At 43.6% G+C, this 26,831-nt stretch carries 26 protein-coding genes; 10 read left to right on the plus strand and 16 right to left on the minus strand.

Annotated elements, in window-relative coordinates; all coding sequences use genetic code 11:
• The 5 genes from FPZ44_RS18360 to FPZ44_RS18380 all read right to left on the minus strand — a co-directional run bounded on the left by FPZ44_RS18360 (nt 1) and on the right by FPZ44_RS18380 (nt 5,076).
• Nucleotides 1-681, minus strand: coding sequence for a CBS domain-containing protein (locus FPZ44_RS18360; protein ID WP_261378429.1), 681 nt, complete (start codon nt 679-681; stop codon nt 1-3).
• Nucleotides 682-806: 125 nt separating this feature from the next.
• Nucleotides 807-1,829 (minus strand): type I glyceraldehyde-3-phosphate dehydrogenase, encoded by a 1,023-nt coding sequence (gap, locus tag FPZ44_RS18365; protein WP_144992476.1) that lies wholly within the window; start codon nt 1,827-1,829, stop codon nt 807-809.
• A gap of 229 nt (nt 1,830-2,058) precedes the next feature.
• On the minus strand, nt 2,059-3,474 hold the full coding sequence (locus tag FPZ44_RS18370; protein ID WP_144992478.1) for an ABC transporter substrate-binding protein: 1,416 nt from the start codon (nt 3,472-3,474) through the stop codon (nt 2,059-2,061).
• Between the two features lie 89 nt (nt 3,475-3,563).
• Nucleotides 3,564-4,526: a hypothetical protein gene (locus FPZ44_RS18375; protein ID WP_186786134.1), complete on the minus strand. Its 963-nt coding sequence runs from the start codon at nt 4,524-4,526 to the stop codon at nt 3,564-3,566.
• A complete protein-coding gene (locus tag FPZ44_RS18380; protein ID WP_144992482.1) occupies nt 4,483-5,076 on the minus strand; it encodes an RNA polymerase sigma factor in 594 nt (197 codons plus the stop codon). The genes FPZ44_RS18375 and FPZ44_RS18380 overlap by 44 nt, the downstream gene beginning before the upstream one ends.
• A gap of 210 nt (nt 5,077-5,286) precedes the next feature.
• On the opposite strand from FPZ44_RS18380, the gene FPZ44_RS18385 reads away from it, so the two are divergent.
• Nucleotides 5,287-6,180 carry a GNAT family N-acetyltransferase gene (locus FPZ44_RS18385; RefSeq protein ID WP_144992484.1) on the plus strand — a complete coding sequence of 298 codons (894 nt, stop codon included), beginning with the start codon at nt 5,287-5,289 and terminating at the stop codon, nt 6,178-6,180.
• A gap of 63 nt (nt 6,181-6,243) precedes the next feature.
• On the opposite strand, the gene FPZ44_RS18390 is transcribed toward FPZ44_RS18385, so the two are convergent.
• The 5 genes from FPZ44_RS18390 to FPZ44_RS18410 all read right to left on the minus strand — a co-directional run bounded on the left by FPZ44_RS18390 (nt 6,244) and on the right by FPZ44_RS18410 (nt 10,295).
• Entirely contained in the window at nt 6,244-6,885 is a 642-nt protein-coding gene (locus FPZ44_RS18390) for an NAD(P)-dependent oxidoreductase (RefSeq protein ID WP_144992486.1), read from the minus strand.
• Between the two features lie 135 nt (nt 6,886-7,020).
• Nucleotides 7,021-7,467, minus strand: a complete 447-nt coding sequence (locus tag FPZ44_RS18395; protein WP_144992488.1) for an Rrf2 family transcriptional regulator — start codon at nt 7,465-7,467, stop codon at nt 7,021-7,023.
• A 267-nt stretch (nt 7,468-7,734) separates the two neighbouring features.
• Nucleotides 7,735-8,679, minus strand: coding sequence for a metal ABC transporter substrate-binding protein (locus FPZ44_RS18400; protein ID WP_144992490.1), 945 nt, complete (start codon nt 8,677-8,679; stop codon nt 7,735-7,737).
• A gap of 15 nt (nt 8,680-8,694) precedes the next feature.
• Nucleotides 8,695-9,552: a metal ABC transporter permease gene (locus tag FPZ44_RS18405; RefSeq protein WP_144992775.1), complete on the minus strand. Its 858-nt coding sequence runs from the start codon at nt 9,550-9,552 to the stop codon at nt 8,695-8,697.
• On the minus strand, nt 9,552-10,295 hold the full coding sequence (locus FPZ44_RS18410; protein ID WP_144992492.1) for a metal ABC transporter ATP-binding protein: 744 nt from the start codon (nt 10,293-10,295) through the stop codon (nt 9,552-9,554). The genes FPZ44_RS18405 and FPZ44_RS18410 overlap by 1 nt, the downstream gene beginning before the upstream one ends.
• A 479-nt stretch (nt 10,296-10,774) precedes the next feature.
• Between FPZ44_RS18410 and mle the strand changes: the two genes are divergently transcribed.
• On the plus strand, nt 10,775-11,635 hold the full coding sequence (gene mle / locus FPZ44_RS18415) for an alpha/beta fold macrolide esterase (protein WP_144992494.1): 861 nt from the start codon (nt 10,775-10,777) through the stop codon (nt 11,633-11,635).
• Nucleotides 11,636-11,744: 109 nt separating this feature from the next.
• Here mle and FPZ44_RS18420 read toward each other — a convergent pair whose 3' ends face one another.
• Nucleotides 11,745-12,032, minus strand: coding sequence for an alpha/beta-type small acid-soluble spore protein (locus FPZ44_RS18420; protein WP_144992496.1), 288 nt, complete (start codon nt 12,030-12,032; stop codon nt 11,745-11,747).
• A gap of 134 nt (nt 12,033-12,166) precedes the next feature.
• Between FPZ44_RS18420 and FPZ44_RS18425 the strand changes: the two genes are divergently transcribed.
• From FPZ44_RS18425 to FPZ44_RS18455, 7 genes are all read left to right on the plus strand, one after another.
• A complete protein-coding gene (locus tag FPZ44_RS18425) occupies nt 12,167-15,307 on the plus strand; it encodes a hybrid sensor histidine kinase/response regulator (RefSeq protein ID WP_144992498.1) in 3,141 nt (1,046 codons plus the stop codon).
• 190 nt (nt 15,308-15,497) lie between these two features.
• Entirely contained in the window at nt 15,498-15,941 is a 444-nt protein-coding gene (locus FPZ44_RS18430; protein ID WP_144992500.1) for a MarR family winged helix-turn-helix transcriptional regulator, read from the plus strand.
• Between the two features lie 58 nt (nt 15,942-15,999).
• Nucleotides 16,000-16,941, plus strand: coding sequence for a ring-cleaving dioxygenase (locus tag FPZ44_RS18435; protein ID WP_144992502.1), 942 nt, complete (start codon nt 16,000-16,002; stop codon nt 16,939-16,941).
• Between the two features lie 46 nt (nt 16,942-16,987).
• Nucleotides 16,988-18,046 carry an LLM class flavin-dependent oxidoreductase gene (locus FPZ44_RS18440; RefSeq protein WP_144992504.1) on the plus strand — a complete coding sequence of 353 codons (1,059 nt, stop codon included), beginning with the start codon at nt 16,988-16,990 and terminating at the stop codon, nt 18,044-18,046.
• 12 nt (nt 18,047-18,058) lie between these two features.
• Entirely contained in the window at nt 18,059-18,625 is a 567-nt protein-coding gene (locus tag FPZ44_RS18445; protein WP_144992506.1) for an NADPH-dependent FMN reductase, read from the plus strand.
• A 261-nt stretch (nt 18,626-18,886) separates the two neighbouring features.
• Nucleotides 18,887-20,014: an LCP family protein gene (locus FPZ44_RS18450; protein WP_144992508.1), complete on the plus strand. Its 1,128-nt coding sequence runs from the start codon at nt 18,887-18,889 to the stop codon at nt 20,012-20,014.
• 33 nt (nt 20,015-20,047) lie between these two features.
• Nucleotides 20,048-20,359: a hypothetical protein gene (locus tag FPZ44_RS18455; protein WP_144992510.1), complete on the plus strand. Its 312-nt coding sequence runs from the start codon at nt 20,048-20,050 to the stop codon at nt 20,357-20,359.
• Between the two features lie 222 nt (nt 20,360-20,581).
• Here the strand turns inward: FPZ44_RS18455 and FPZ44_RS18460 are convergent, their stop codons facing one another.
• The 5 genes from FPZ44_RS18460 to FPZ44_RS18480 form a co-directional block, all read right to left on the minus strand.
• On the minus strand, nt 20,582-21,133 hold the full coding sequence (locus FPZ44_RS18460; RefSeq protein ID WP_144992512.1) for a GNAT family N-acetyltransferase: 552 nt from the start codon (nt 21,131-21,133) through the stop codon (nt 20,582-20,584).
• Nucleotides 21,134-21,350: 217 nt separating this feature from the next.
• Entirely contained in the window at nt 21,351-23,012 is a 1,662-nt protein-coding gene (locus tag FPZ44_RS18465; RefSeq protein ID WP_144992514.1) for a glycoside hydrolase family 13 protein, read from the minus strand.
• Nucleotides 23,013-23,177: 165 nt separating this feature from the next.
• Nucleotides 23,178-24,182 (minus strand): LacI family DNA-binding transcriptional regulator, encoded by a 1,005-nt coding sequence (locus FPZ44_RS18470; RefSeq protein ID WP_144992516.1) that lies wholly within the window; start codon nt 24,180-24,182, stop codon nt 23,178-23,180.
• A 346-nt stretch (nt 24,183-24,528) separates the two neighbouring features.
• A complete protein-coding gene (locus tag FPZ44_RS18475; RefSeq protein ID WP_144992518.1) occupies nt 24,529-25,065 on the minus strand; it encodes a methylated-DNA--[protein]-cysteine S-methyltransferase in 537 nt (178 codons plus the stop codon).
• Nucleotides 25,049-25,657 carry a bifunctional transcriptional activator/DNA repair enzyme AdaA gene (locus tag FPZ44_RS18480; protein WP_144992520.1) on the minus strand — a complete coding sequence of 203 codons (609 nt, stop codon included), beginning with the start codon at nt 25,655-25,657 and terminating at the stop codon, nt 25,049-25,051. The genes FPZ44_RS18475 and FPZ44_RS18480 overlap by 17 nt, the downstream gene beginning before the upstream one ends.
• 146 nt (nt 25,658-25,803) lie before the next feature.
• Between FPZ44_RS18480 and FPZ44_RS18485 the strand changes: the two genes are divergently transcribed.
• Nucleotides 25,804-26,733, plus strand: a complete 930-nt coding sequence (locus FPZ44_RS18485; protein WP_186786135.1) for a DNA-3-methyladenine glycosylase family protein — start codon at nt 25,804-25,806, stop codon at nt 26,731-26,733.
• Nucleotides 26,734-26,831 lie beyond the last annotated feature (98 nt).

Genomic DNA, 26,831 nt, shown 5'->3' on the forward strand with positions numbered 1-26,831 from the left:
TCATTCTGCCCCCGCCATTGACTCTAGCAGATCCGCAAAGATCATCGTCAAATGCTTCCTCGTTAATCTGCCTACCACTTCCGAACGAAGCTCGCCTTTGCTGTCTTTAACAGACTTCACAACAGGAACGCCGTCGATATGGTGGCGATTCAACGTCCGCGAAGCTTCCAACAAGCTAGCCTCAGGATCTAGCGTGATAATGCTCGCTTGCCTTGTCATCGCTGTCACGATAGGCAGCTGAGATGCCGTCGTTCCACCTGCAAGGAGTACCTTCAACAGATCTTTACGAGATACGACGCCTGTAAGCAAATCTTCCCCATCAAGCACGGCAAGACTGCCTACATCCTGCATAAAAATCATGACCGCAGCATCTGAAACGGTTGCCGAGTTGCGCACAACTTGCGGCAAGCTCATCACATCTTTAACCCGCAGATCGAGTACTTGTGCGAATTGCGGCATTTCCCGCTGCAGCTTCTTGCCAGGGAAGTAGCCGACTTTAGGCTTCGCTTCAACCAAACCCAGCATCGCCAATATAGCTAAGTCGGACCGCAAAGTCGGTCGCGATACACCTAGCATTTCGGCCAGCATTTCCCCTGTAATCGGCGCATTGCGCTGGATTAAGGTCAACAACTCATTTTGTCTCGCTGTTAGTTCGATATAAGCTCCTCCTCCACTCTCTATTTTTCATAGCTAGTATCTACATAATCTACATGATTTCATAAATCGAGCCATACTTCAATGATTCATTGTTAAATACATCCATTTATATATTTGTACGAGAAACTGATGCCAATGGTCCCGTCCTGCTATCCGACAGGAGTGGCTGACTTCTCAACAGCATGAGCGTAACAAATAAAGTCGTACACACGTGAGGCATAGGCCCACTCATTGTCATACCAAGCCATCAGCTTCACTTGATCCCCCCGACTCATCACACTTAAGCCATCGACAATAGCGGATTTATCGTCGCCTATGTAGTCAGATGACACCAAGGGCAGCTCGGTATAGCCAAGTACGTCCCCCATTTTTCCTTGCGATTTGATCCGGAAGCTCTCCCTCACCTCATCAGCCGTCGCCTCTCGACCGAGCTGAACCGTCAGATCGATCAGCGAAACATTTGGTGTAGGCACACGCAGCGATACACCATCAATAGCGTGAGCGAGATGCGGCAATACTTCCTTTAATGCCTTCCCTACTCCTGTAGAAGTAGGAATGATAGAACTGGCACAACTTCTAGCTCTTCTTAAATCTTTATGTGGATTATCTAAATGATTCTGGTCGCTTGTATAAGCGTGTACCGTCGTCATCCAGCCTTGTTTAACGCCATAGTCCGTATCTAATACAGAAAGAACAGGTGCAAGACAATTGGTCGTACAAGAAGCTGTGGACACAAAAGTATGCCGATCCGGATCATAGCTCTCCTCATTAACGCCCATCACAATCGTTGCGTCAGCACCTTTGCCTGGGGCAGTAACAAGTACCCGCTTCGCGCCTGCAACCATATGTTTCTCAGCGCCAGCACGGTCGTTGAACTTACCTGTCGCATCAACGACGAGCTCAATGCCGTAGTTAGCCCAAGGAAGCTTCTCTGGATTACGCTCCGAAATGACCGGGATGTGCCGTCCGTTTACGATCAAACCTTTATCGTCTGCATGAACTTCTGCTGCCCATTTACCATGTACCGAATCGTACTGCAGCAAATGCGAAAGAGTCGCTGGTGGAGTTGTCGAGTTGATAACTGCTACTTCTAAAGACCCTGAAACCATTGCAAGTGCTTTTCTAAGAAACAATCGACCAATTCGGCCCGTACCGCTAACCGCTACACGCATCGAAGATCACTCTTTTCTGTATATTGTACATATAATGTATAATATATTGTACCATTAATCAATATATAATCATCATAAATAATTATTTAATGTACATTATTAAGCGAAATATAAACGCAATATTATGCTTTTACAGTCCGATTTGTATAATGTGACCCGCATTGTTGTACACAAAAAGGCCCGTATTAGCTGTAAGACGAAGCTAATTGGACCTTTTACAAACCTAGTACTATCCCTTATTCCCTTTCTTTCTAGCCTGATCCCACAGCGCTTGCAGCTCTTGCTGCAAAGCTGGCAGTATATCATCCACAGGCTCGCCAGCAATAATCGCATCTAAGGCCATCTTCATACGTAACTTCAAATTTACCTTGAAGTCTTCCGACACACGCTGTTCTCGTACAATCTCTTCGAATCGATCCTGTGCGTTATTTGCCCTAGGGCCTAGCTGCGCCAATGCTTCAATATGTACTCCGTCTTTATCTTTCAAGTACGTCACACGAGTAGGTATATCTCCCGCTAACATTTTGGATGTAACCTTTGCCATGTCTGGACTATGAATGAACTTGATAAGTTCCCACGCCTCACGTTTATGTGGTGAATCTTGATTAATAGCAAACACATCATAAGTGGATACATAAGGAGACTCGTTTGGATAATTAGGATCAATCGGCATCGTAACGATATTCCATGCGAACGGCTTTAACTTCCTGTCTGGCCAAGTCCACATATTATCCATTTGGTCGATCATATAGGTGATATCCATCGTCATTGCAGCCTTGCCATTATAAAATGGATCTTCTGGAGTTGAATAATCAAGACGCCCATTCTCTTTCGTGCTCGGTACCCAGATTAATTCACGATCAATCGCTTTTGCCACAGTTGAAAATAGCTCCCGCCATGCTGGCGTATCAATAATAATCTTCTCTCCACGTGCATCGAACCATTGCAGATTGGACGTTTGCATCATGATAGATAGGATCTCATAACTATCACGTTGTCCTCCTGATAATCCATACAACCTCTCATTCCCTGAGCCTACCTGGTTAAATTTCTCCCCAATCTCCAACACTTGCTTCCAGCTCATCTTGTTTGTAGGCAGCTGGATATTATGCTGCTTAAAGAGATCGACGTTGTAGAACATCACATTGGTGTAGAAGCTGGGTGCCAATCCATACAGACCACCATCACCCTTTTCACGCAGCTTAGCGATAAGACCCGGGAGCATATCATCCAAGCTGTAACCTTCTTGTTGAATGATAGGGTCCATATGGTACAGCTTCCCCTGCTTAACCAATTTAGATAGATCGTCCATATTGGTATAAATAATATCCGGACGTTCCTTCTCAATAAATGACATCAGCTTCTGGTCGATCTCACTAGGAGTTAATATTGTGCCCCCATTGCCACCATCACCATCGATGAAAGATTTCGTGCTTACCACTTCAATATCCATATTCGGATATTTAACAGAAAAATAATTTCCATACTGCCGTTGGAAACTCTCCTCGTCATAGTACATTACTCGCAGTGTACCGCTTCCGTCCTCAGACAGCTCGTCCAATAGCGGCTTTTCCTTTATACAGCCGCTTAACAGAACGATAACCATGCAAACAACAACCCAACTCCACCATTTTCTTCTACCCAAGTTGTAAACTCCCCTCGATGTCTATCCTGCTATCTGGCCCTATCTACTCGTACACTTGTTAGAGCAAAATATTCTCCTCTTAGCTTCAACTATTTCATATACAACTTCGCCATTTCCACTAATTCTTCTTTCGTTGTCTTGCCTGAAGTTGTATGAATCTCATACACATATTGATATACAGGATCAGATGTCTCATCAACCCACGTAAGAGAAGACCCACCCTGCTCAAACTTAATGTAGAGAAGTTCTACTCCATCTACCGTTAATACTTCCTGTTTCACTTTAATGTCTTCATCCCAATACGTTGCGGGGATAGAATCATCCTTTTTAACGTCTTTCCTAATCGATACCTCAATTACCTTGTCTCTATGCGAGTATTTTGCACTCATATGTATGAGTCGATCAGAGAACTTTAATGGCAGCATGGCATAGTCTTTTTTTGCTTCTTTTGCTTGCTTAAGCAGCTTATCTGCAATCGCTGCCTTTTCTTTCGGAGTTGGAGGATTCGACAACACTTCCGGCTCATAGAACACTTCCGCAATTCGAAAATTTAACTTCTCATTTAGGCTCTCAACAACCTGAACCGATTTATCCTTCATATTCGCTCGAAGATCCGCCACATCGGTAAAAACAAACGGCGTAAACTTCAGGTCCAGCTCTTTATTCGGATTATGAGGCACAATATAGAAGTAGGCCGCTGAACCTTTAGGCAATAGCTCCTGCTTCAGCCTCTCACTTGTCCCCCTACGCATGCTCTCCTCTTTGCTAGGAACTTTAAAATTTGATTCCTTCAAGGGCCCGGTCTTGTAGATGACTTCACCCTGCTTATTTTTAAGAGAATTGTATTCAACCATCGCAACTGCCGTGGATGCTGTCACTAGCAATCCCACTGCAATCAATAAACTTATTTTTCTCCTCACCATAAACCCTACCTTTGGTTGCTGCTCATGCTCCGCATAGATTCGCTTCATTACTTTTTCCGTTAAATCGATATCAGGAATGTGTGGATCATGAAAAAGTTTTTTCAAATCTGGATGGTTGTTCAACATCAACTTCTTCCACTCCCTTCACTTGGCCATAGTGCTTACGAAATTTCTCAGCCGTACGTTCGTATTTTTTTCGAAGACTTGTGCTATTTTGGTTCAAAATAAAACTAATCTCCTGATAACTCTTATCCTGAACACAGCGCAAAATTAACAAGTTCCGCTCTTCCACTGATAACTTCATCATGGCCTTATGTACATACTCATCCAAATAATGCGCCTCAATCTGCTGATCCACCGCTTTATTTTCCTTCTCATCTCGGTAAAAGAAGGGCAAATATTTCACGAGCCTCCGCTTGCGTATCGCATCTATGCATTGATGGTAAGCAATCTTGTAAATCCAAGCACCAAATGGAATCTCCTCTTTGTATTTATCCAAATTGCGGTATGCCTTCAAGAACACTTCTTGTGCCATATCTTCGGCTTCCGAGTAGTTACCTAGCATGTGATAACAATAGTGAAAAATCGATTTTTGATAATGGTGCATAATCGTCTCGAAGTTTTCGATATCACCACTTTGCACATCAGCAATTACCTGACGCAGCTCAGCATCATCCACGCTCTCATCCCCTTTCACTCTGTACAACGAATGAGCTATACCACAATGTGACATTTAATCAGAAATTTTATTATACAATTACGCTAATAAGAGAAGAGAAGATCAGCAACCCGAATTGTACGGGTACTAGTATGACATAATAGATTTCCATGTAGTTTGTAACTTGGTACTATTTATGTGGAAGAGATAAATATAAGAGCGAGGTATCCTATGAGCGTTATCGTTAGCGGTGCTGAATATGAATACGTTACAAACGTCAAAGCAGATGAACAGCTTCGATCAAGCTTCTTCCAACTTGCTAAAGAAACCTTCGAGCTGGATTTTGAGCCGTGGTATCAGAAGGGCTATTGGGGCGACCGATACATCACATATGCCCTCTTAGCTGATAACAGGATTGTCTCCAACGTTTCGGTTAACGTGATCGATACGACATGGCAAGGTCAGAAATACCGATATATCGGGGTTGGAACCGTGATGACCGCCGATGCCTATCGTCAAAAAGGGTTAAGCGGTTGGCTAATGAACAACGTGCTGGACGAATGGACGGATAACTGCGATGCCATTTTCCTCCTGGCTAACGACAGCGTTGTTCATTTTTATCCAAAGTTCGGATTCGAACGAGCTGATGAATATCAATGTACGATGAACATTCAGCAATCAACTGTAGCTGCAAGAAAGCTGAATATGACGTCAGAGCAAGATATTCAATTGCTGCTCGATATGTACAAGTATTCCAATCCATTCTCGGCACTGCCTATGGAAAACAATACAGAGCTGCTTATGTTCTGCTGTACAGAGTTCTTCCAAGATTACATCTATTATGTGGAATCGCATAATGCCATCGTTATCGCCGAGCATGATGGTGAGCAGTTGATTTGCTATGATATTTTCTCAGGAGAAACTGGCGGGAGTATGGCAGATATTCTAAGTGCAGTTGCTGCGAAAAATACAACGTCGGTTGTGCTTGGCTTTACACCTAATCAGACGGAAGGCTGCACGATTGAACGCTTGCATGAAGAAGACACAACACTCTTTGTGCTCAAGAGCAAAGAAAATGTATTTGCAAGCAACAAGCTTATGATTCCTACGCTAGCTCGTGCATAACAGAAGCATACAAAAAGACCGGTCAAGAAGCCCCATGCTGCCTTGACCGGCCTTGCCTATGGTTTATTCTGCTTCAGATACAACCGTGAAGCGTGTATTTTCATGCTGTGGCTGCTCGATTTCATCTACGAGGGCAATTGCATAATCAGCATAGCTAACGTAGCTGTCACCCTTCACGTTCACAAGCAAATGATCCTTGCCTAATTGATACGCACCTGTACGCTTACCGTCTGGATTGAAGAAGGCAGATGGACTTACAAATGTCCAACGAAGGTCAGAAGCACTCATCAAGTCCTCTAGGTTCTTCCCTTGGTTCAGCGCTGTTGCCTTATACGCTTCTGGGAAATTTGGTGTATCTATCAAACGCAATGTCTTTGCCTCATCTACGTAAAGACTGCCCGCTCCACCTACAACGATAAGGCGAGTGTTGAGTACGCCCTTCAATGCAGAGATGAGTACACGACCTGCTTCAACATGGAGGTGCTCTTGCCCAGGTGCCGCCCCAAATGCATTTACGACCACATCGAATGCACTCAAATCCTGCGCAGTCAATTGGAACACATCTCGCTCCAATACAGCTAGATCTGGATTTGTAATTTTAGTCGCATCGCGAACGATAGCCGTTACATGATGTCCTCTGGATACTGCCTCTTGTGCGATAAATGTACCTGCTTTGCCGCTTGCTCCGATAATTGCGATTTTCATATGTTTTTGCCTCCTAAGTAGTATTTACTAAAAGTAATGAAATCACCATCAAATGAAACCTATACGAAAGGGATGCTATTGTTTCGATTTAGTTGTAACCATATTAGTTACAACTAGTGTTTAAAAAAAGCGCGATTACTCTCCTGCGCTCTTTGTCTTAATTTGATTGCTTAACACTTCAACGAGCTCTTTCATCGTTACTGCCTCCAGCACACCTTCCATGGCATGCTGCGCTTTTACCAGTAAAAGCTGAAGTACCGTTTCAATGTTAGCACCGACTGGACAAGATGGATTCGGCTGATCGTGAACGTGAAATAGCTTTCCTTCTTCCACGACCTCGACTGCCCGATATACATCCAACAGCGTAATCTCATCCAACTCTCGTGCCAGTGTAGATCCGCCGCTGCCAGCTCGAACATGTACAAGTCCTGCCTTCTTCAAATAACCTAGTACTCTGCGAATAATAACGGGATTCGTACCAACACTGCCAGCGATCCACTCCGAAGTATGGTGCTCATTAGGATTAATAGCCAGCAAGGACAGGATATGTACCCCGACTGAGAACCTGCTGCTAATTTGCATTGCATAACACCCTTTCGTTGTAACCATTATAGTTACAACAAGATTCATTTGTCAACCTTATATGTAGTTTACCATAATCCATCCCTGCATCATCATTCTGCATCGTAGTCCATTAGTACTCCACACGAGTTAGCAATGTAGCTGTTGCAACTAATCTAACCAGCCTAATAAGAATTAAAAAGGAACGAACAAAGACTTTACTTTGTTCATTCCTTTTCATTCAAATGCCCATACAGAGCTTAACTACTCCATAGGCAGCTGCTTCGCTTATTTCTTTGTTAAGCCCTCATAGATCGTCTTAATGTTCCACTCCATCATTTTGATGTATGTGTCACCATCTTCACCAGGCTTACCAAGGGAATCGGTAAATACTTTGCCAACGATCGGCACATCCGTTTCACGCGACACCATTTCCATACTGCGAGGGTCAATGCTCGTCTCTACGAACAAAGCCGGGATTGATCTCTCTCTAATCAAGTCAACAATGGCACTTACTTGATCCGGTGTCCCTTGATTCTCGGAGTTAATTTCCCAAATGTAGCCCGCCTGGAAATCATACGCTTCACTAAAGTATTTAAATGCACCTTCGCTCGTCACAAGCACACGTTGTTCTTTTGGAATTTGGTTGTACTGCTTCACCGCATCCTCATGAAGCTTGTTAAGCTTCTCGATATAATCTTTAGCGTTTTTCTCATACATCGCCTTGTGCTCAGGATCAACCTTGATCAAAGCATCACGAGCGTTCTCTGCATATTTGATACCGTTACGGACATCAAGCCAAGCATGCGGATCTTCTTCGCTCTCTTTGCCTTTGGTCGTCAAATGCTTCGCCGCTACCCCTTCACTAAGACGGAACACGGGAGCATTCTCACCTGACTTGCCAGCCGTTTGCAGCAAATTCTCAAACCAAGAGTTGCCCGCTTCCAGATTAAGTCCGTTATAGAACACAGCATCTGCATCCGTAGTCTTCTGTACATCAGCAGGCAATGGATCATATTCATGCGGATTGGAACCTATAGGCGCAAGACTATGTATCTCTACACGATCACCACCGACATTTTTGACGATATCGTACAAAATAGAATACGTCGTGATCACTTGCAGCTTACCGTTATCCCCCTTTTCCGCTGATTTCTTATCATTTGTATTACCGCAGGCAGCCAGCATAACCATGGTGAGAAGAAGGACAAGTACTAGATTCCACTTTTTCATAACTAAACTCCTCTACTATGAAAGTTGAGCCCGCTTTTGACGTGCCCGTACTGATTTCCACACAATTCCGTGTTTGCGAGAGAACAGAAAAGCTAGCATAAAGAATGCCGTTGCGACCATAACAATCGTGGCACCAGATGCCAAATTGTAAGTAAAGCTAAAGTACAAGCCGACAATGGAAGACATCATTCCGAACAATCCAGCCAAGCAAAGCATTACCCACAGCCGATCTGTAAGCAGATACGCCGTTGCCGCAGGCGTAATGAGCATCGCCACAACGAGAATGATACCTACCGTTTGCAAGGAAGCGACCGTAACCAGCGTCAGCAATGTCATAAGTAAGTAGTGAATGAGCTTGTTCGGCAAGCCATATGCCGCTGCAATCGTTGGATCGAATGAGGTGAGTAGCAGTTCTTTGTAAAAGGCATATACCGTGATAAGAACGACAACTCCGATGCCCACTGTTGTCCACATGTCAGAGGGACGTACAGCAAGCACATTACCGAATAAAATGTGATACAAATCCGTACTGCTCTTCAACATCGTGACAAGAATGATCCCGAGTGCAAAAGCAGACGTGAACAAAATGCCGATCGCCGTGTCATTTTTAATACGACTGTTTTGACTGACAAACCCAATGCCCACAGCTGTTAATACCCCAGTAGCAACCGCACCGATAAAGAAATTAATGCCGAACGCGTAAGACAGTGCGACTCCAGGCAGTACCGCGTGAGAAATGGCATCTCCCATAAGGGACATTCCTCGCAAAATAATAAAGCTGCCAATTACGCCGCAAATGATACCCACAACCACCGATGTAAACAATGCCTTTTGTAGAAACTCATACTGTTGAACAGCTTGTAAAAAATCCATCATAATGCCACCTCCGCTTCCTGTAGGAATCTAAGTTGATTGGCATATGCTTTGGACATGACCTCTTGATTAAGGACCGCCTCAACATCGCCGTATTTGACTAGCTCCTTGTTCAGTAAGAGCAGTTGATCGAAGTAGTCTTTCGCTTTACTCAAGTCATGATGGACGACAACAATTGTTTTCCCATCCTGCTGCAGTTCCTTCAGGATATTTACAATTGTCTCTTCACTCGCTACATCAATCCCGACAAAGGGCTCGTCTAGCAGCAACAATTCTGGCTGTTGAACCAATGCACGCGCGAGAAACACACGCTGCTGCTGCCCACCAGACAACTCCCCAATCTGACGATCCCGATAGTCTTCGAGTCCAACTTTTCTCAAGCATTCCAGCGCTAAAGCTTTCTCCTTCTTCCTAGGAAACTTGAATAATCCTAGGCTAGGATAAGTCCCGATGAGAACGGTATCCATCACCGTAATCGGAAACGTCCAATCGATATTGCTGCGCTGTGGAACGTATGCAATTTTCTTTCTCATATCCTCTGGATCTTTACCAAAGAAACGAACCGATCCTTTGTCCTTCGGAAGCAGCCCAAGCAGTGCTTTGATTAACGTTGATTTACCCGCGCCATTCGGACCGATGATCCCCACCATGCTGCCCTGTTCGATAGAGAACGATACATCTCGCACAGCTTCATTACCGTGGTAAGAGACATGAAGTTCTTTTACTGTAATAGCCTTTTCCATACCTGTTTCTCCTCTCGAAAATTTCTCGCTAACATCCGCTCTACACCATAAATCGAGTACCGTCATAATCTGTTTTGCAACGTTCTATATTAATGTGGTTAACAACAAAAGAGTTTGTTCTAGTTAAATAATATGCATTGATTTAAAAATGTTTCCCTTGTACAACAAATTAAACGATGATCCCCCTTCTGTCAATCCTATTTTTCCACTTCTTGCTTTCTCAAAGCTCACAGTTCTCCCCTTAAACGCATTACATTACTAGCTTTATAGGCTTTTTCGCATACAAAAAAGACACTTGAGCCATTCAGCCCTCGTGTCCGTCATTATGTAATATTGACTGGTACCGTTCCTGTTCAAGAGTGCTTTGATTTGTCTTGAACCTAGTTTACAAACACCTGTATTAATCGTACTATCAAATCAATATGTAAGCATGTCTTCTAAAATTATGTAATTCATTCTCGTGGATTGAGGTGCTAACTATGAGTGAACAGATGCAGCAAGTGAATGGAATAACCATATGTATGGAAAGTTTCGGCGATCCAACTGATCCTGCCGTATTGCTCATTATGGGTTCGATGTGTTCAATGGTGTACTGGGACGAACAATTTTGCCAACGTCTAGCGGATTCAGGTCGTTTTGTCATTCGATACGATAATCGAGACGTGGGACGATCCACTACCTATGAGCCTGGCACTTCCAATTATAGTTTAACCGATTTAGCCGATGATGCGATTGGCGTACTCGATGCTTATGGTATCAAGCAAGCGCATATCGTCGGACTATCTATGGGGGGATTAATTGCACAAATCATTGCAGTAAGACATCCTCATAGAGCTTTGACGATAACCCCGATTGCATCTTGTATTATTTTTGAATCCGAAGATACCAGCAAAGAATACCCTCCAATGGACGAGAACATTATTGCCTATCATACTAATAGTACAACTTTAGATTGGTCCGATGAACAAGCTGTTGCAGATTACTTAGTTGGGGGATCGGCGTTGCTCTGCGGTTCCAAACATGTCTTTGAGAAGGAGCGTGCTTACAAGCAAGTTACTCAAGAAATCAAACGTGCCAACAACTTGCTCAGCATGTTTAACCATGCTTTACTCGCTAGTAATTCCTATGAAGGAAGCTTACGTGATATCCATATCCCTACTCTGGTCATCCACGGTGACGAGGATCAAGTGAACCATTATAATTATGCGTTAACGCTTGCGAATGAAATCCCGAATGCTGCATTACTGACATTGAAAGGCACCGGTCATGAGCTGCATGCCGGCGATTGGGAAGAGGTCATTCATGCGATTGTAGAGCATACCTCATCCAAAGAGGCATGATAATAGCATAATTAATCTAGCTCATATAAGGGTTACATTCGGGCTTAGAGGCGGAACGTAACCCTTTTGATATGAAAGCTAACTATGATAACAGCCATTATCGCTATTGCTACGACTGCCGCTGCTTCGCCAACTGCTGCTCTGCAAGACGAATCAATTCACGCACCATCGAGCCGCCAATCTTCCCACCAATTTGTCCTGCTGACTCGGTCGTTAATTCACCATTTGCACCTTGCTGCAGCGGTATGCCGAGCTCTTTCGCCACCTCGTATTTCACGTCATCGGGCCGATTCGGATCAACGTCGTAGCCTTCTTTTCTCATTACCTCTACCTTAAAGGCTTGTACCGCTTGCTGAACTCCTGGTACTGCGTATTGTCGATTCCTTCTTCTTGCCACTTTAGCTCACTCCTTCACGGTCCATTTCCAATAACTTGCCCGACTACACCCTAATCATCCCTTGGTGGCACAGGCATATTCTGAAAATGAGCACTCCTAAAGGAATAACACAGATTTATAGCGAAGTTCTTTGTATGATAAAACGAATAGAAAATAAAACCACCTACAAAAACATCGTCATTATTATCATTTTTCTAGGCACTATGCTCGGTTTACGCTGGGTTTGGTCTGAGTTATTTTTCCCTGCTATCGATCACCCTCGTCCTGTTAATGGGGTACTGGATATGCGTGGTTGGGATTTAGAGAAATATGACACGATCCCGTTGGATGGAGAATGGTTGTTCTACCCTGAAACCTTTATTTCTTATCAGGACTTATCGTTAGTTGAAACGAAGCCCGATTCTATACAAGTACCAGGAGATTGGAGCAGCCTACTGGCTAACGAGTCAGCGTCTTCGTTAGGATACGGCACTTATCGGCTGCGTATTTTAGTTGATCCGTTGGAGGAGCCCATTTCTTTTTGGATGCAGGGCATACAAGCTTCATCTACGGCGGAGATCAATGGTGAAGTCGCCGCGAAAGTGGGACAACCGTCCGATCAGCCGGATGAATATGTACCTGAAAGCACTTCGTACACAGCCTCTTATATGAATGAAGGTGCAGAAGAAATTGAACTGCTTATTCGCGTAGCCAATTATGATAATCCATATAACGGCGGGATCGTACGCTCCATTCGATTTGGATCGCTGGCAGCCCTTGACCATGTGCGTTGGTATTCGATCGGATTCCAGCTCGTTTCCTTTATCATCGTCATGCTGCATAGCTTGTATGCAGGTATCCTTTATTTATTCAACAGGCGAGAGCAATTGCTTCTGAACTTTGGTTTGTTAACGTTAACGGTTGGAATAACGATTGTTGTAGACCGAGATAACTTACTAATGTTATGGGTACCATTTATGAATTATACATGGGCGCTAAAAATTAAGCTGCTTGCTTACCTGTGGCTTTCATTCTTTATTTTAGCTCTGTTCCGATCATTCTTTATATTTTCACGAAAGATCCTGTGGCTGCGCATATATAAAACGGCTCTTATTGCATACTCTGGATTTATATTGTTGGCCAACGCTCCACTCGTCCATAGCTCAGTAGAATGGGGCATTTATTATGCCTTCTATTTGTTGCCGTTAGCTAGTTTTGTTTATTTTCTAATAGCCAAAGTTTTTCCGAAGCAAGATGACGACACGATCTTTTTATTGTTCTCTGCAGCAAGCATGCTGTCAGGGGCCATATGGTCAATGATAAATTCCAATGTCAACGTTACGGTTGTTTATTACCCAATTGATCTAATCGCAGCACTTACCAGTTTCTCAGCTTACTGGTTTAAACAATATTTCCGTCATACAGAAGAAAATAAAAAGCTAACCGAGCAGCTGCAAAAGGCAGACAAGTTAAAGGACGAATTTCTCGCGAATACATCGCATGAATTGAGAACACCCCTGCACGGCATTATGAATATCGCTCAAACTGTCGTAACCAAAGAAAAAGCTAAAATGAATGAGCGAAGTGTTAAAGATATGGAATTGCTGATTACGATTAGTCGACGTATGTCCTATACACTTAACGACCTTCTCGATGTCGCACGGCTTCAGGAACATCGTATCGTACTCCAGCAGGAGCCTTTACACATTCAATCGATCGTTCCAGGTGTTATCGGTATGCTAACCTACATGATTGAAGGCAAGCCTGTTCAATTGAAGATGGATCTTGAGGATTCTATTCCAATCGTCATGGCCGACGAGAAAAGACTCGTACAAATTTTGTACAATCTCATTCATAATGCGCTCAAATTTACAAACGAAGGCACGGTCTCTGTATCTGCTGAGGTTCAAGATGGGCATGTCATCATCCATGTTTCCGATACCGGAATCGGCATGACTAAGGAAACACAAGCAAAGGTGTTTCAACGTTATGAACAAGGTGCAGATGGAAGAAGTGACGGAAGAGGAATCGGGCTTGGATTAAATATTTGCAAGCAGCTGGTGGAATTGCATGGCAGCGCATTGACTATTCGTTCTGAGCTTGACGAAGGTTCCGCATTTAGTTTTGGTTTACCGATATCTGTGGGAGTGACGAATCCGTCATCATTGCAACAAAATACGCTTCTTCATTATGAAACAGTGGAACCAAAAGAAATAGAATCAAGCGGGTTTATGCTGCCAAACCATGCAATTGCGGAAATGGCTGCAAATACACTTGTACCACCACTATTGAATGACGCTAAACTGAATATTCTTGCTGTAGATGATGATCCCGTTAATCTAAGCGTGCTTGTCGGTATTCTTTCCACAGAGCCTTATCACATTACTACCGCTCATTCCGCGCAAGAAGTCATGGAATTGCTAGGTACGCAGCAATGGGACTTGCTTATCGCCGATGTGATGATGCCAAACATGTCAGGCTATGAACTAACACAAAGAGTGCGGGAGCTCTATTCAGTCTCAGAGCTTCCCATTCTCTTGTTGACTGCACGTAGTCAGCCTGCGGACATTTACACAGGGTTCTTGTCAGGTGCCAACGACTATGTGACCAAGCCTGTAGACGCTCTGGAACTGAAATACCGAATCCGAGCATTGACGACGCTACGACAGTCCATCCATGAGCGATTACGGATGGAAGCCGCGTATCTTCAGGCGCAAATTCATCCTCATTTTCTGTTCAATACGCTGAACTCCATTATGGCACTCAGTGATATCGATACGGATAAAATGCGAGATGTAGGTGAAGCATTCGCATCATATTTACGTATTAGCTTTGATTTTTTAAATACAGGCAGGCTGGTTGATCTTGATTATGAATTAAAGCTCGTAGAAGCTTATCTGTATATTGAAAAAGCCCGATTTGAAGACAGGCTATCCATCGTATGGGAGGTTGAATCGAGGATCAACTTGCAGCTCCCTCCACTCTCGATCCAGCCAATTGTTGAAAATGCCGTTAAGCACGGCGTCCTTAGCCAAGTGAAGGGCGGTACTGTTCATATTCGAATTATAAGGCAGAACCATTCCACCCTTATCGAAGTAAAGGATAACGGAAAAGGCATGGAACAAGAAAAAGTTGTGTCGCTGCTGAACCCAACGATGAAAGGTAAAGGAGGTATTGGCGTTACTAATACCAATCGTCGATTGATTCAAATGTATGGTCAGGGGCTGTTCATTGACAGCAAACCCGGTGAAGGTACAACAGTATCCTTTGTTATTCCCGATCAGCGTGTGAAGTAAGTTGATCCTTGCAGATATCGTTGCAGTCTTGCAGTCCTATCCGATAAAATTCTCAGGAGCCCCTAAGTATCATTACCGAGTACCGAATCGGTAGGATACTAGGGGTATTTCCCTTCTACCTGCGGTGTTGACATTTTATCAATTGAGTAGTAAAGTGATATCAAGGTTAGCGAAGGGGGATGAAAACGAAATGCGTAATAATACGATAGGATCACTAATCTGGTTACGTTTAATGCGTTTTACGAACCAGAGCAACCAAATGTCGAATGAATTTTTGAAACGATTTGATTTAACGACCGCTCAATTTGATGTATTGATACAAATTCGCACATATCAGCCGTTGACGCAAATGGAGTTGGCTGAGAAAGTTACTGTTACCCAAGGTGGTATTTCTCGTATGCTCACCCGTCTTGAGAAGGAAGGCTATATTGTCCGTAAACAAGACTGGAAGACGAAGACGATAAGCCTAACCGAAAAAGCAGAAGCGATTATGGAGCAAGTGATGCCAGAGCAGCTTGCATTCCAAACCTCCTTCTTTGACGATGTATTAAGCGAAGAAGAACAGAAAACACTATATGCGTTAATGTCACGCGTTCATAAACATAGCGAGAAAAAAGAAATCCCGCCGGAATAGAACGGATTTTTTTACACCATCACTTGACTAGTCAAGTTAAAAATAAGGAGGGGCTGTCATGTATACGATTCCTGGACATCACCATGTTTCGATGCTAACCAAAACAGCATCTGTAAACAATCATTTTTATAAAAACGTACTCGGCTTGCGCCGCGTGAAAAAGACGGTTAACCAAGATAATCCAAAGATGTATCACCTCTTTTACGGCGACTTAACGGGCAGCGCAGGAACAGAGCTATCGTTTTTTGAAATGCCGATGGCAGGAAGAACGGTACGTGGCACAAACGCCATCACACAGATCGGACTGCTCGTTCCCTCCTATGACAGCTTAGTGTATTGGCAGGAGCGATTGGAGCAGTTCAATATCGAGCATAGCGGCATTACAACGTATGCCGGGCGAGATGCGATTCACTTTGAAGACCCAGACGGCCTGCGCTTAATTCTGTTGAATCATGAAGGCGGCGAAATTCCTTCCTTCTGGTCCGCTTGGGGAGACTCTCCTGTTGAGGAACAGCATCGGATTCTTGGACTTGGTACCGTTGAAATTACGGTACGCTACTTGGATCGATTGGCAAACTTGCTTAAAGAAACGTTTGGATACGCAGAAGTATCTCGTATAGATGAGGAAGCTATTTACCAGTCCGTAGCTGGTCAAGCATTCGGTGAAATTGTTATTAAGCGATTAGATGGACCTGTTGAGAGAAACGGCAAAGGGAGCGTGCATCATCTAGCGATTCGTGTGAACAACGAAGAAGAGCTTCGCCATTGGGATGAGGCCGTGAAGCAGCGCGGATTCCAATCAACTGGAATTGTCGATCGCTACTACTTCAAAAGTTTATATTTCCGTGAGTCGAACGGCATTTTATTCGAAATTGCAACCGATGGCCCTGGATTCACAGTCGACTCCTCTATTGAAGAGCTCGGAACCATATTAGATTTGCCACCATTTTTAGAAGACCGACGTGCGGAAATTGAAACTGCGTTAGCACCAATAGATTGATTTGACTGATTGAGTAAATAAACCAACAACAAGGGAGAGATTATCCATGAAACAATATCGTATTGAGCCAGATAAAGGTGTAGAAATCGGACTTTATTCGATCGGTGAGCACTTGCCTAACCCACATACAGGGGAATTGATTAGCTCCCAACAGCGGATTCATGAATTGATTGAAGCAAGTAAGCTTGCAGATGAGGCTGGACTTGATGTATTTGCAGTCGGGGAAAGCCACCAAACTCATTTTACAACCCAAGCGCATACCGTCATTCTTGGCGCTATTGCACAAGCTACGAAAAACATTAAAGTGGCTAGCTCGGCAACTGTATTGAGCACCTCCGATCCGGTTCGTGTGTACGAGGATTTCGCTACGCTTGATCTTATCTCGAACGGTCGGGCTGAAATCGTCGCAGGACGCGGTTCACGCGTTGGTGCTTACAGCTTGCTAGGTTACGATGTACGAGATTATGAAGAATTGTTCGAAGAAAAAATGGAGCTTCTCATGAAGCTGAATAACGAGGATACCGTGACATGGGAAGGACAGTATCGGGCACCGTTGAAAAATGCATCTATTTTGCCACAGCCTATGAATGGTGTTTTGCCAATATGGCGTGCAGTAGGCGGTCCTCCTGCCAGCGCAATCAAAGCTGGACAGGCAGGGGTACCTATGATGCTGACGACGCTTGGCGGTCCTGCTATCAACTTCAAGCATTCTGTTGACGCGTACCGTGAGGCAGCTAAGAAGGCTGGCTTTAACCCAGCAACGCTGCCAATTGCAACGACAGGGCTGCTATATACAGCGAAAGACTCCCAAGATGCGCTTCGTGAATACTACCCGCATATTAACGCGGGCATGCAAGCCTTGAAGGGCGGCGGCTATCCGAAGCAGCAGTTCGCTCAAGCGGTAGACCATCGTGATGCGTTAATGATCGGCAGCCCACAGCAAATTATTGAAAAAATGCTCTACCAATATGAGCTATATGGCAACCAACGCTTCTTGGCAGAAATCGACTTTGGCGGTGTGCCATTCGATAAGATCGCGAAAAATATTGAGTTGCTCGCAACTGAAATTATACCTGCCGTGAAGAAGCATACAGCTAAAAAATAAGGAGTGACGATCATGAAAATCGTAGGGATTGCAGGCTCCAACGTAGGCTCTAAAACGAGAACAGCGATGGATGTTACACTCCAAAAAGCACGTGATAAGTATCCAGACGCAGAAATTACGCTGCTCGACCTAGCGGAATACGATATGGTCTTTAGCGATGGGCGCAACTATTGGGAGTACGAGGGTGATACGAAGTTCGTAACAGAAACGATTATGGCTGCAGATGCGATTATTATCGGCACACCAACGTTTCAGGCTTCGATTCCAGCGACGTTGAAAAATATTTTCGACTTGCTGCCCGTCAATGGATTCCGCGATAAGGTGGTAAGTTTGCTCGTTACAGCCGGCACAGCGAGACATTATTTAATGGTGGAGATGCAGTTAAAGCCCATTTTGGCATATATGAAGGCGCATATCGTACCAACCTATGTATTTTTAGAAGACAAAGACTTTCATCGCAAAGAAATCATCAACGATGATATTTTGTTCCGGATTGAGCGTTTAGTGGAAGATACGGTACAGCTTACGAATGCCTATGCGAAGATTCGCGAAGAAAAGGATGCGGAATACGATTTTTAAATGGGATAGGTATGGATAGGTATCGAGGATCGGAACTGTTCAGTTAAAGGGATTATGGGAATTATCAATGTTCATATCACTTATTTTGAGAAGGGTTCGACTCTTTTACGCTAGCTTTTGCAAGCTGGCTAGAGGGGTTGAATCCTTTTCGCATCTGCTTACATAGTCCGTCCATTTGATTTTCATAGAACTTTCAGTGTATTTTAGTAATATGGAACATGAAAATAATTCCATCAAATCACGAAAGGACTGGAGGAAGAAATGGAACAGGAACCAAAGCAAGATATAGAAAAAAAAGAAGAAGATAACGGGCAAGAACAGATTCAAGAAAGTGAAGTAACCACGGAGCTGAAACCTACTGAGCTACCGAGTAGAACAGCGAAGAAAAAACGAAACTATTACCGTATCTCGATATATATACTGATCGCGCTTATTCTGGTTGGTGGTCTAGCCTTTATTTTCAAAAAGCAAATTGGTCTCTTCCTATTCGATACGATCGCAGCTGGGGATATTAAAGAAACTTTAGATAAATCGTATGAAGCTATTGGCACTGAGCCAGTCGAAACAGAGCAAGGAACGAATACTGATCCATTTTCCGTGCTGCTGCTTGGGGTGGATGCACGTGGCGATGAACGCGGCCTCTCTGATTCAATCATTTATTCCGTCGTCCGACCAAAAGATAATAAGCTCCTGCTCATATCGATCCCCAGAGACTCTTATGTCGACCTTATTGGAATGCAGGAAATTGGAATGAACGATCTGAAAACGAAAATTAACGCGGCTCATTCTTACGGCGGCCCTAAAATGAGTGTCGCTACCGTCGAGAACTTGCTGCAGAACAAAATTAACTATTATGCAGCGGTTAGATTTAATGGATTGAAAGACTTTGTAGATGCTTTGGGTGGCGTTAAATTGCCAATTACGGAGGTTATCGAAAACAAGAATCCGGTCCATATGAAGCTCCGAATAGAGCCTAACAAGCCGATTTACAATGGTGAAGATGCCCTTAACTACGTTCGATACCGTGAAGATTCCGATATGAATCGAACGATGAGACAGCGTATTTTCCTTAACTCGGTTATGGATGAGATGCTAACTCTCAAGAACATTACTAAGATACCGGAATTCATCGATATTGCAGGTGCAAACTTTACGACCAATATGACCTCTGACTTTATTGTATCACTGGCGAAGGAATTCTTTATGAAGGATTCGCTGCCGCCGATTAGCAACTATATGATGCAAGGAAAAGGCGTGCGTACCGACTACTGGTACTATGAACTGATTCCAGAGGATGTTGAGTACACGAAGCAATTGATCGCCAACTGGATGGACCCAAATACGCCTTTGGATCAACTTATTGAGCCTGAGGTGAAGAAAGAAGAATAGCTGGGTAGTCTTCTCATAATCGAGGTGCAAAATTTGAATAAAAAGATAATGAGCATCACTTTGTTGATTGCAGGGGGACTTCTTCTATTCCTATACCCCTTTGTCATGATGGCTAATATTATGCAATTGGCAGCATATCCTTATGTGGAAAAAGGCTTCACGCTTGTGCTGATGAACACTTTTATATTTTTGACTAGTATTTATCCATTAACTTATATTATCTGTTTGGTTGTGTATCTCTTTAAAAAGAAAAAAAGCATTGTCATTCCCCTGATTCCTTTACTTCAGATTGTCATGGCAGTGATTATATTTTATCCTGCCGTATCTCTTGAAGCCGGCAGTTAATTTATGTAGATACCTATGGAAAGAGGCTCTTCCTTTAAACAGGAAGAGCCTTTCTAACTTTGTCCCTTTGAGAAAGCAAAAATGAAAAATAAATTCAGGTCAGAGCGTCTTTGCCACATCAAATACGTTCAACAAGTTAGTTCCCCCTAGGATGCAATTGTTAGTCATATCCGTTATAAAAAAATGACTGCCATACGAGATGACAGCCACTCGAATTAACCCCTAACTCTTCAACTGTTCATATTCACTCTTCGTTAAACCATATACAAACTCGTCAAAGTGTTGTCCTTTGGTGTAAATCATATTCCGTAGCCTGCCCTCTTGCACAAACCCAAGACGTTCCTGCAAAGCAATGGAACCCTCATTGAAGGCATATACATGCGCATTTACCTTTTGATAACGCAGCTCTTCAAAATAATAGCGCAGTGCAATCATAACTGCTTCCGAGGCATAGCCTTTACGCCAATGCTCTCGAAACACCGCTACACCATATTTAAACGTTCCATGGCGCGGATCACAGCTATGTGTGCTAATACTGCCAACGAGTTCACCATCCATCGTTTCGATAGCGAGCATCATATTATCCCCGTTCGGACCTTGAGAAGCTTGATGCTCCGCCCAAGACTTCGTCCCTTCTTCAGACCTTGGGAAATAGATAACATCGCTAAGTCTAGCACTCTCCGAATCAAAATCATTGTTATGGAACTTCGCCCAGTCTGTAGGCAGAATGGCGCGCAGCTTTACTTTTTTACCTGACCAAATATTGTTTATCATATAGACCCTCCAATTGTTCGTTAAATGCTCTACTCCTTTGCAAAAATGCTGGTGGAGATCTTGCACGAGGATCTATATTCCTATGGGCGACTACATCGTTCTCATCCCTTTCATATAACCATATTATACCATAATATATGAATGATTCATCATAAAAAAAAGCCCACACCATAAACGTGTGGGCCGGAATTGCCTTTACAATTGTACTTCCTTACATTTACGCCTTAACCTTAACCGCGAATGCCTCATAAGGCTTGAACGCCAGTTGTTTCACATCAATCTCTGTACGATTGTAGTTGCTCATAATGAGCTCAGACACTTCCTCATTTACTGAGAAGCCATGTTCCTGCTCCGACATATTTGCCGCAACGAGCCACTTTTCACCTTCGTACAAGCGATAGTAAGCAAATACGTCTTCATGCGTGTTCTCGATCAGTTCAAAGTCACCCCATACGACGATTGGGTTGTCTTGACGAATCTGAATCAAACGTTGGTACGTGTAGAAAATAGAATTTGGATTATCAAGATTCTCCTGCACATTGATTGTCTTGTGATTCTGGTTTACATGCAACCATGGCGTACCTGTTGTAAAGCCTCCATGTGCACTGTCATCCCATTGCATCGGCGTACGCGCATTATCGCGTCCTTTTGCATTAATGGAAGTAATGATGTCCTCAACCGGATACCCTTTAGCCAAACGATCATGATACATATTTACCGCTTCAATATCTTCAACTTCATCAATGCTTGAAACGGGGCAGTTCGTCATCCCAATCTCTTCACCTTGATAAATGTAAGGCGTACCTTTCATCATGTGCAGAAGAATCGCGAACATTTTTGCGCTTTGGTCATGGTACTCTTTATCGTTACCCCATCTGGATACGATGCGTGGCAGGTCATGGTTGTTCCAGAACAAGCTGTTCCATCCTTCGTTGCCCAAGGAAACTTGCCACTTCACAAGTACGTCCTTCAGCTCAGCAACGCTCAAAGGCTTAAGATCCCATTTGTCTTTGCCTTCCTGCTGATCAAGGCTAATATGTTCAAATTGGAACACCATCGACAGCTCATTGCGTGCTGGATCGGAATACAACTTTGCGATTTCTGGAGTCGCTCCCCATGTTTCGCCTACCGTCATTACATCGTGCTTGCCGAATGTTTGCTGGTTCATTTCTTGCAAATACTCATGAAGCTTTGGGCCATTCCCCGTAATCTCTTGGTCTGGAATCTTGCCGATGAGATCGATAACGTCCATACGGAAGCCGCCCACACCTTTATCAAGCCAGAAGTTCATCATATCGTTTACTTCTTTGCGAACTTTTGGATTCTCCCAGTTCAAGTCTGGCTGACGCTTGCTGAATAGATGTAAGAAATACTGACCGCTTGCTTCATCCAATTCCCAAGCAGAACCGCTAAAGATCGAACCTAGACCATTTGGAACGTCACCGTTCACTGGGTCACGCCAAATGTAGTAGTCGCGGTACTCATTGTCTTTGCCCTTCTTCGCCTCGATAAACCATTTATGCTCATCGGAGGTATGGTTCACAACAAGGTCCATAATAATCTTGATGCCTGCTTCGTTTGCCTTCGCTAGCAACTCATCCATATCCGCCATGGTGCCAAACTCATCCATAATATCTTGGTAATCACTGATGTCATAGCCATTATCATCGTTCGGTGACTTATAAACTGGTGACAACCAAATTGCCGTAATCCCCAACAGTTTCAAATAGTCGATTCGATTAATGATACCTCTTAGATCGCCAACTCCGTCCCCATCACTATCTTGGAAGCTGCGCGGGTAAATTTGATAAATAACTGCTGTCTGCCACCATTTCACTTCTTTTTCTTTTTTAATTGTGTTTGTGATTGTTTCTGTCATCGAGTTCAAATCCTTTCGGCTTAAATTTTGTAGGCTATATGCGTAACGTAAACGTTTACGTAATACTCAAAAAAGACTCCGCTTCCTCATTTGTTCAAAAGCGGATTTTTAGAAAAACGGTCTTACCCATAAGTGCTCAGACACAGGATGTTTAGACAACGTCCTTTAAGTTAACTTTTTAACAGATTTGCGTACAACTAACTCGTGCGGAATCACTTTGGATTCGATCTTGCACTTATTTTGAATAGCAGCTATTACTTCTAAGCAGCCTTCTCTTCCCATTTCATATAAAGGCTGTGCCACCGTTGTCAGAGGGGGAATCGACATATGGGAAACCTTCGAATTATCGTAGCCAACTACGGAAATATCGTTAGGTACGCTGATCTCATTTTCAAAACAAGTCGACATAATCCCTAATGCCACCTCGTCACTGGCGCAGAAAACAGCTGTAATCGATGCCTCATCTTCAATAAATGCCTGCATTGCCGTTTTACCAGATTCAAAGCTAAAGCCACCAGGCTTGATTAGGTTCAAATCTACCTTAATACCGTGATCCAGCAGCGCTTGGGTATAGCCGTTAATCCTTGGTGATCCTGCAATAGAATCATCTGGATTGGCTCCTGCCATACCAATACTCCGATGGTTGTTATCAATTAAGTACTTTACTGCAGTATATGCAGCACTATAGTCATCGACCTTAATATAAGGCGTATCTTCGCGATTTGTTTTTGTAGAAAGTAAAATAAACGGAATACCGAGGGACGTTAACGCTTCGATCGCGGTTTCATGCAGCTCCACAGAAACGATAATAAGCCCATCTACTCGACGCTCGCCCATCAGATTCATACTTTCATGAATTCGAGAACCATGGCTCCCAGCATGCGTTAAAATAACGCTGTATCCATGCTCATAGGATGTATCTTCAATTCCTTTAATAATGTCACCGTAAAAAGCCGTCGTAACATCAGGCATAATCACACCTATCGTATTCGTCGACTTCTGCACCAAGCTGCGGGCATTTTCATTTTTGCGATATCCCAGCGCTTTGGCGACAGCCATTACTTTCTTCTCAGTTTCTTCGTTGTACCCGCCAAGATTGTTAATGACTCTTGAAACAGTCGCGGTTGAGACACCAGCAACCCTTGCTATATCTTTAATTGTGGCTGCCATGCCATTAAACCACCCTTCATTAGGTAAACGTTTACTTTCTATAAATATCTAGTATAAAAGGACTGTTAATCACTTTAGTTAAACGTTTACGTAAAATAGTTTAGTATAATGAAATCGTTATGTCAACGACACAATATATATCGAAATTGCACTTGGGGAGCATAACTGGAGTTACTAGAAGTACGCAATCAAAGAAGTTATCGAATGGCTTCCGATCCACGACGAAACGATGTAATAAGCAGCGTAAAAAAGAGGGAATAGAAACCGACTTAAACATGACTGGCCGACGGACTTCTATCGCCCCCTTATCTGTTTACGATCATAATGTCCCAATTGATGCAAAGGGCTAGCCTCTTTCATCCTGCGATCCTTCCCGCTCCAGCTGTAGAAGCTGTGTCTTCATTTCCAGACCGCCTCGATAGCCAGTAAGAGATCCATTTTTCCCAATGACTCTATGGCATGGCACTGTTATCAACAACGGGTTCGCACCAATAGCTGCTCCGACGGCACGCACCGCACTTGGCTTGTTGATAGAATCTGCAATTTGTGAGTACGTCTGGATTTGTCCATACGGAACCTGGCACAGCGCCTCCCATACTGCAAGCTGAAATGGTGTGCCTTGCAGATCAAAAGGAATACTAAAGCACCCTCGCTGTCCGTTAAGATACTCCGTTAGTTCCTTAACATACGGCTCAAGTTTCTCATCATCACGTATAAAATGACAGTTAGGGAAACGATTCTGTACCCAAGCCGTAAGCTCCTCGAACGGTTTATGTTGTGACCCTACGTAACAGAGCCCTTTCGTCGTGGCTGCCAAATACATATGCCATCCATCTTGATTCAACAAGGTCCAATAAATCGTAGTACTAGTTTGTGATTTCACGTTCCGACACCTCCGTTGTCTGTCCCATTCTATTTATTTTTCGATAGTCTGCTGGTGTGCAGCCTGTTTTTGCTTTGAATAAGGTTATAAAATAGGACGTATTGGGAATGCCTACGCTTATAGCAATTTCTGAAATGGCTTTATCCGAGCCTTCCAAGTACTGTTTAGCCTTGGCTACTCTTATTTGCTGAATATATTCAACTGGGGTAATTCCCTTCACTCGCTTGAATACACGCTGCAAATGAAATGGGCTACCATGGCACATATCTGCCAACGTTTCTAACGTCAGCGTGTCACTGTAATTGAGCTCCATACATTGTACAATTTGATCTACCCATTCTTGATCAGGTAGCCGTTGACCCGTTGGCTTGCACCGTTTACAAGGGCGAAAATGTTCAGACAGTGCTTGCTCCGCATTTTCAAATACACGCACATTATCCTTTTTAGGAATTCTGGATTTGCAGGATGGCCTGCAAAAGATTCCTGTCGTCTTAACCGCGTAGAAAAACGTACCGTCATAGGTGGCATCATTGCTTATGATAGCCTGCCATTTTTCATCTGGAATAGGGTGTTGCTCGTTTCTATTCATCATTTTCGCTCATCTCCACCTCTAGTATATCTCTGTTAACGCCCTTCTGTACGCATTTCAAAATAGGACCGCAAGATATCGAAACTGTCGAATTTGTTTTTATGTTACAACTACAGGAGCAGTGATATTGAATCCAATGGAGGATCTATATGACAAATAGTCGGGATGCGAGCATGCAGGTGATGACACTGCCCGTACCTAAGGAGTTTAGCTTTTCTGAAAATGTGAAGTATCTCTCCAATGCACCGAATGAATGCCTGATCCAGATTAAAGAAGGAAGAGTGTACAAAGCCATATCGATTGATCAGGAAACGATGATTGTTGAAATAAGTACCGGCCCGAATAATCAGGAGCATAGTATAAGCGTACAATTTCTAGGAGAAACGATGCCTGTACGTGAATCGGTACAGGATGCGGCAATTCGTTATATCCGCGATTGGTTCGACTTAGATACAGACCTAGTACCGTTTTATGAACTAGCGAAGACAGATCGTCTGCTGGAGAGAGCGGTAAAATCCTTTTACGGACTTCGCAACATGGGTATTCCTGATTTATTCGAAGCGCTTTGCTGGGGCATTATCGGGCAACAAATTAACCTCGCCTTTGCTTATACGTTGAAAAGACGCTTTGTTGAAACGTTTGGACGGTATGTAGAGCATGCGGGAGAGCAATATTGGCTCTTTCCTACCCCACAGGATATCGCGTCTTTGCAAGTGGAAGACATAACAAAGCTGAAGATGAGTATTAAAAAAAGTGAATACTTGATCGGTGTAGCCCAGCTTATGGTGGAAGGAAAACTAACTAAAGAACAGCTATTGGACATGGGCGATCATAAACAAATTGAAAAGACACTTGTCCAAATTCGCGGCATTGGGCCGTGGACTGCTAATTATGTGTTAATGCGCTGCCTGCGTATTCCTTCTGCGTTTCCAATCGATGATGTAGGTCTCCATAACGCTATCAAATATCTCACTGGTGCTGACACGAAACCGACGAAGGCGGAAATTTTACAGCTCGCTGGACCGTGGAAAAATTGGGAGTCCTACGCCACATTTTACTTGTGGAGGTTCCTTTATTGAGCTTGTGTATAGCCACCAACAACCGGACCCCTTACTTCACAAGGGAGCCCGGTTTTTTATTGTCTGAGCTGCGCTTCCAAATCCATCTATGCAATCAT

Source organism: Paenibacillus agilis (genome assembly GCF_007786455.1).
Taxonomy (GTDB): Bacteria; Bacillota; Bacilli; order Paenibacillales; family Paenibacillaceae; genus Paenibacillus_B; species Paenibacillus_B agilis.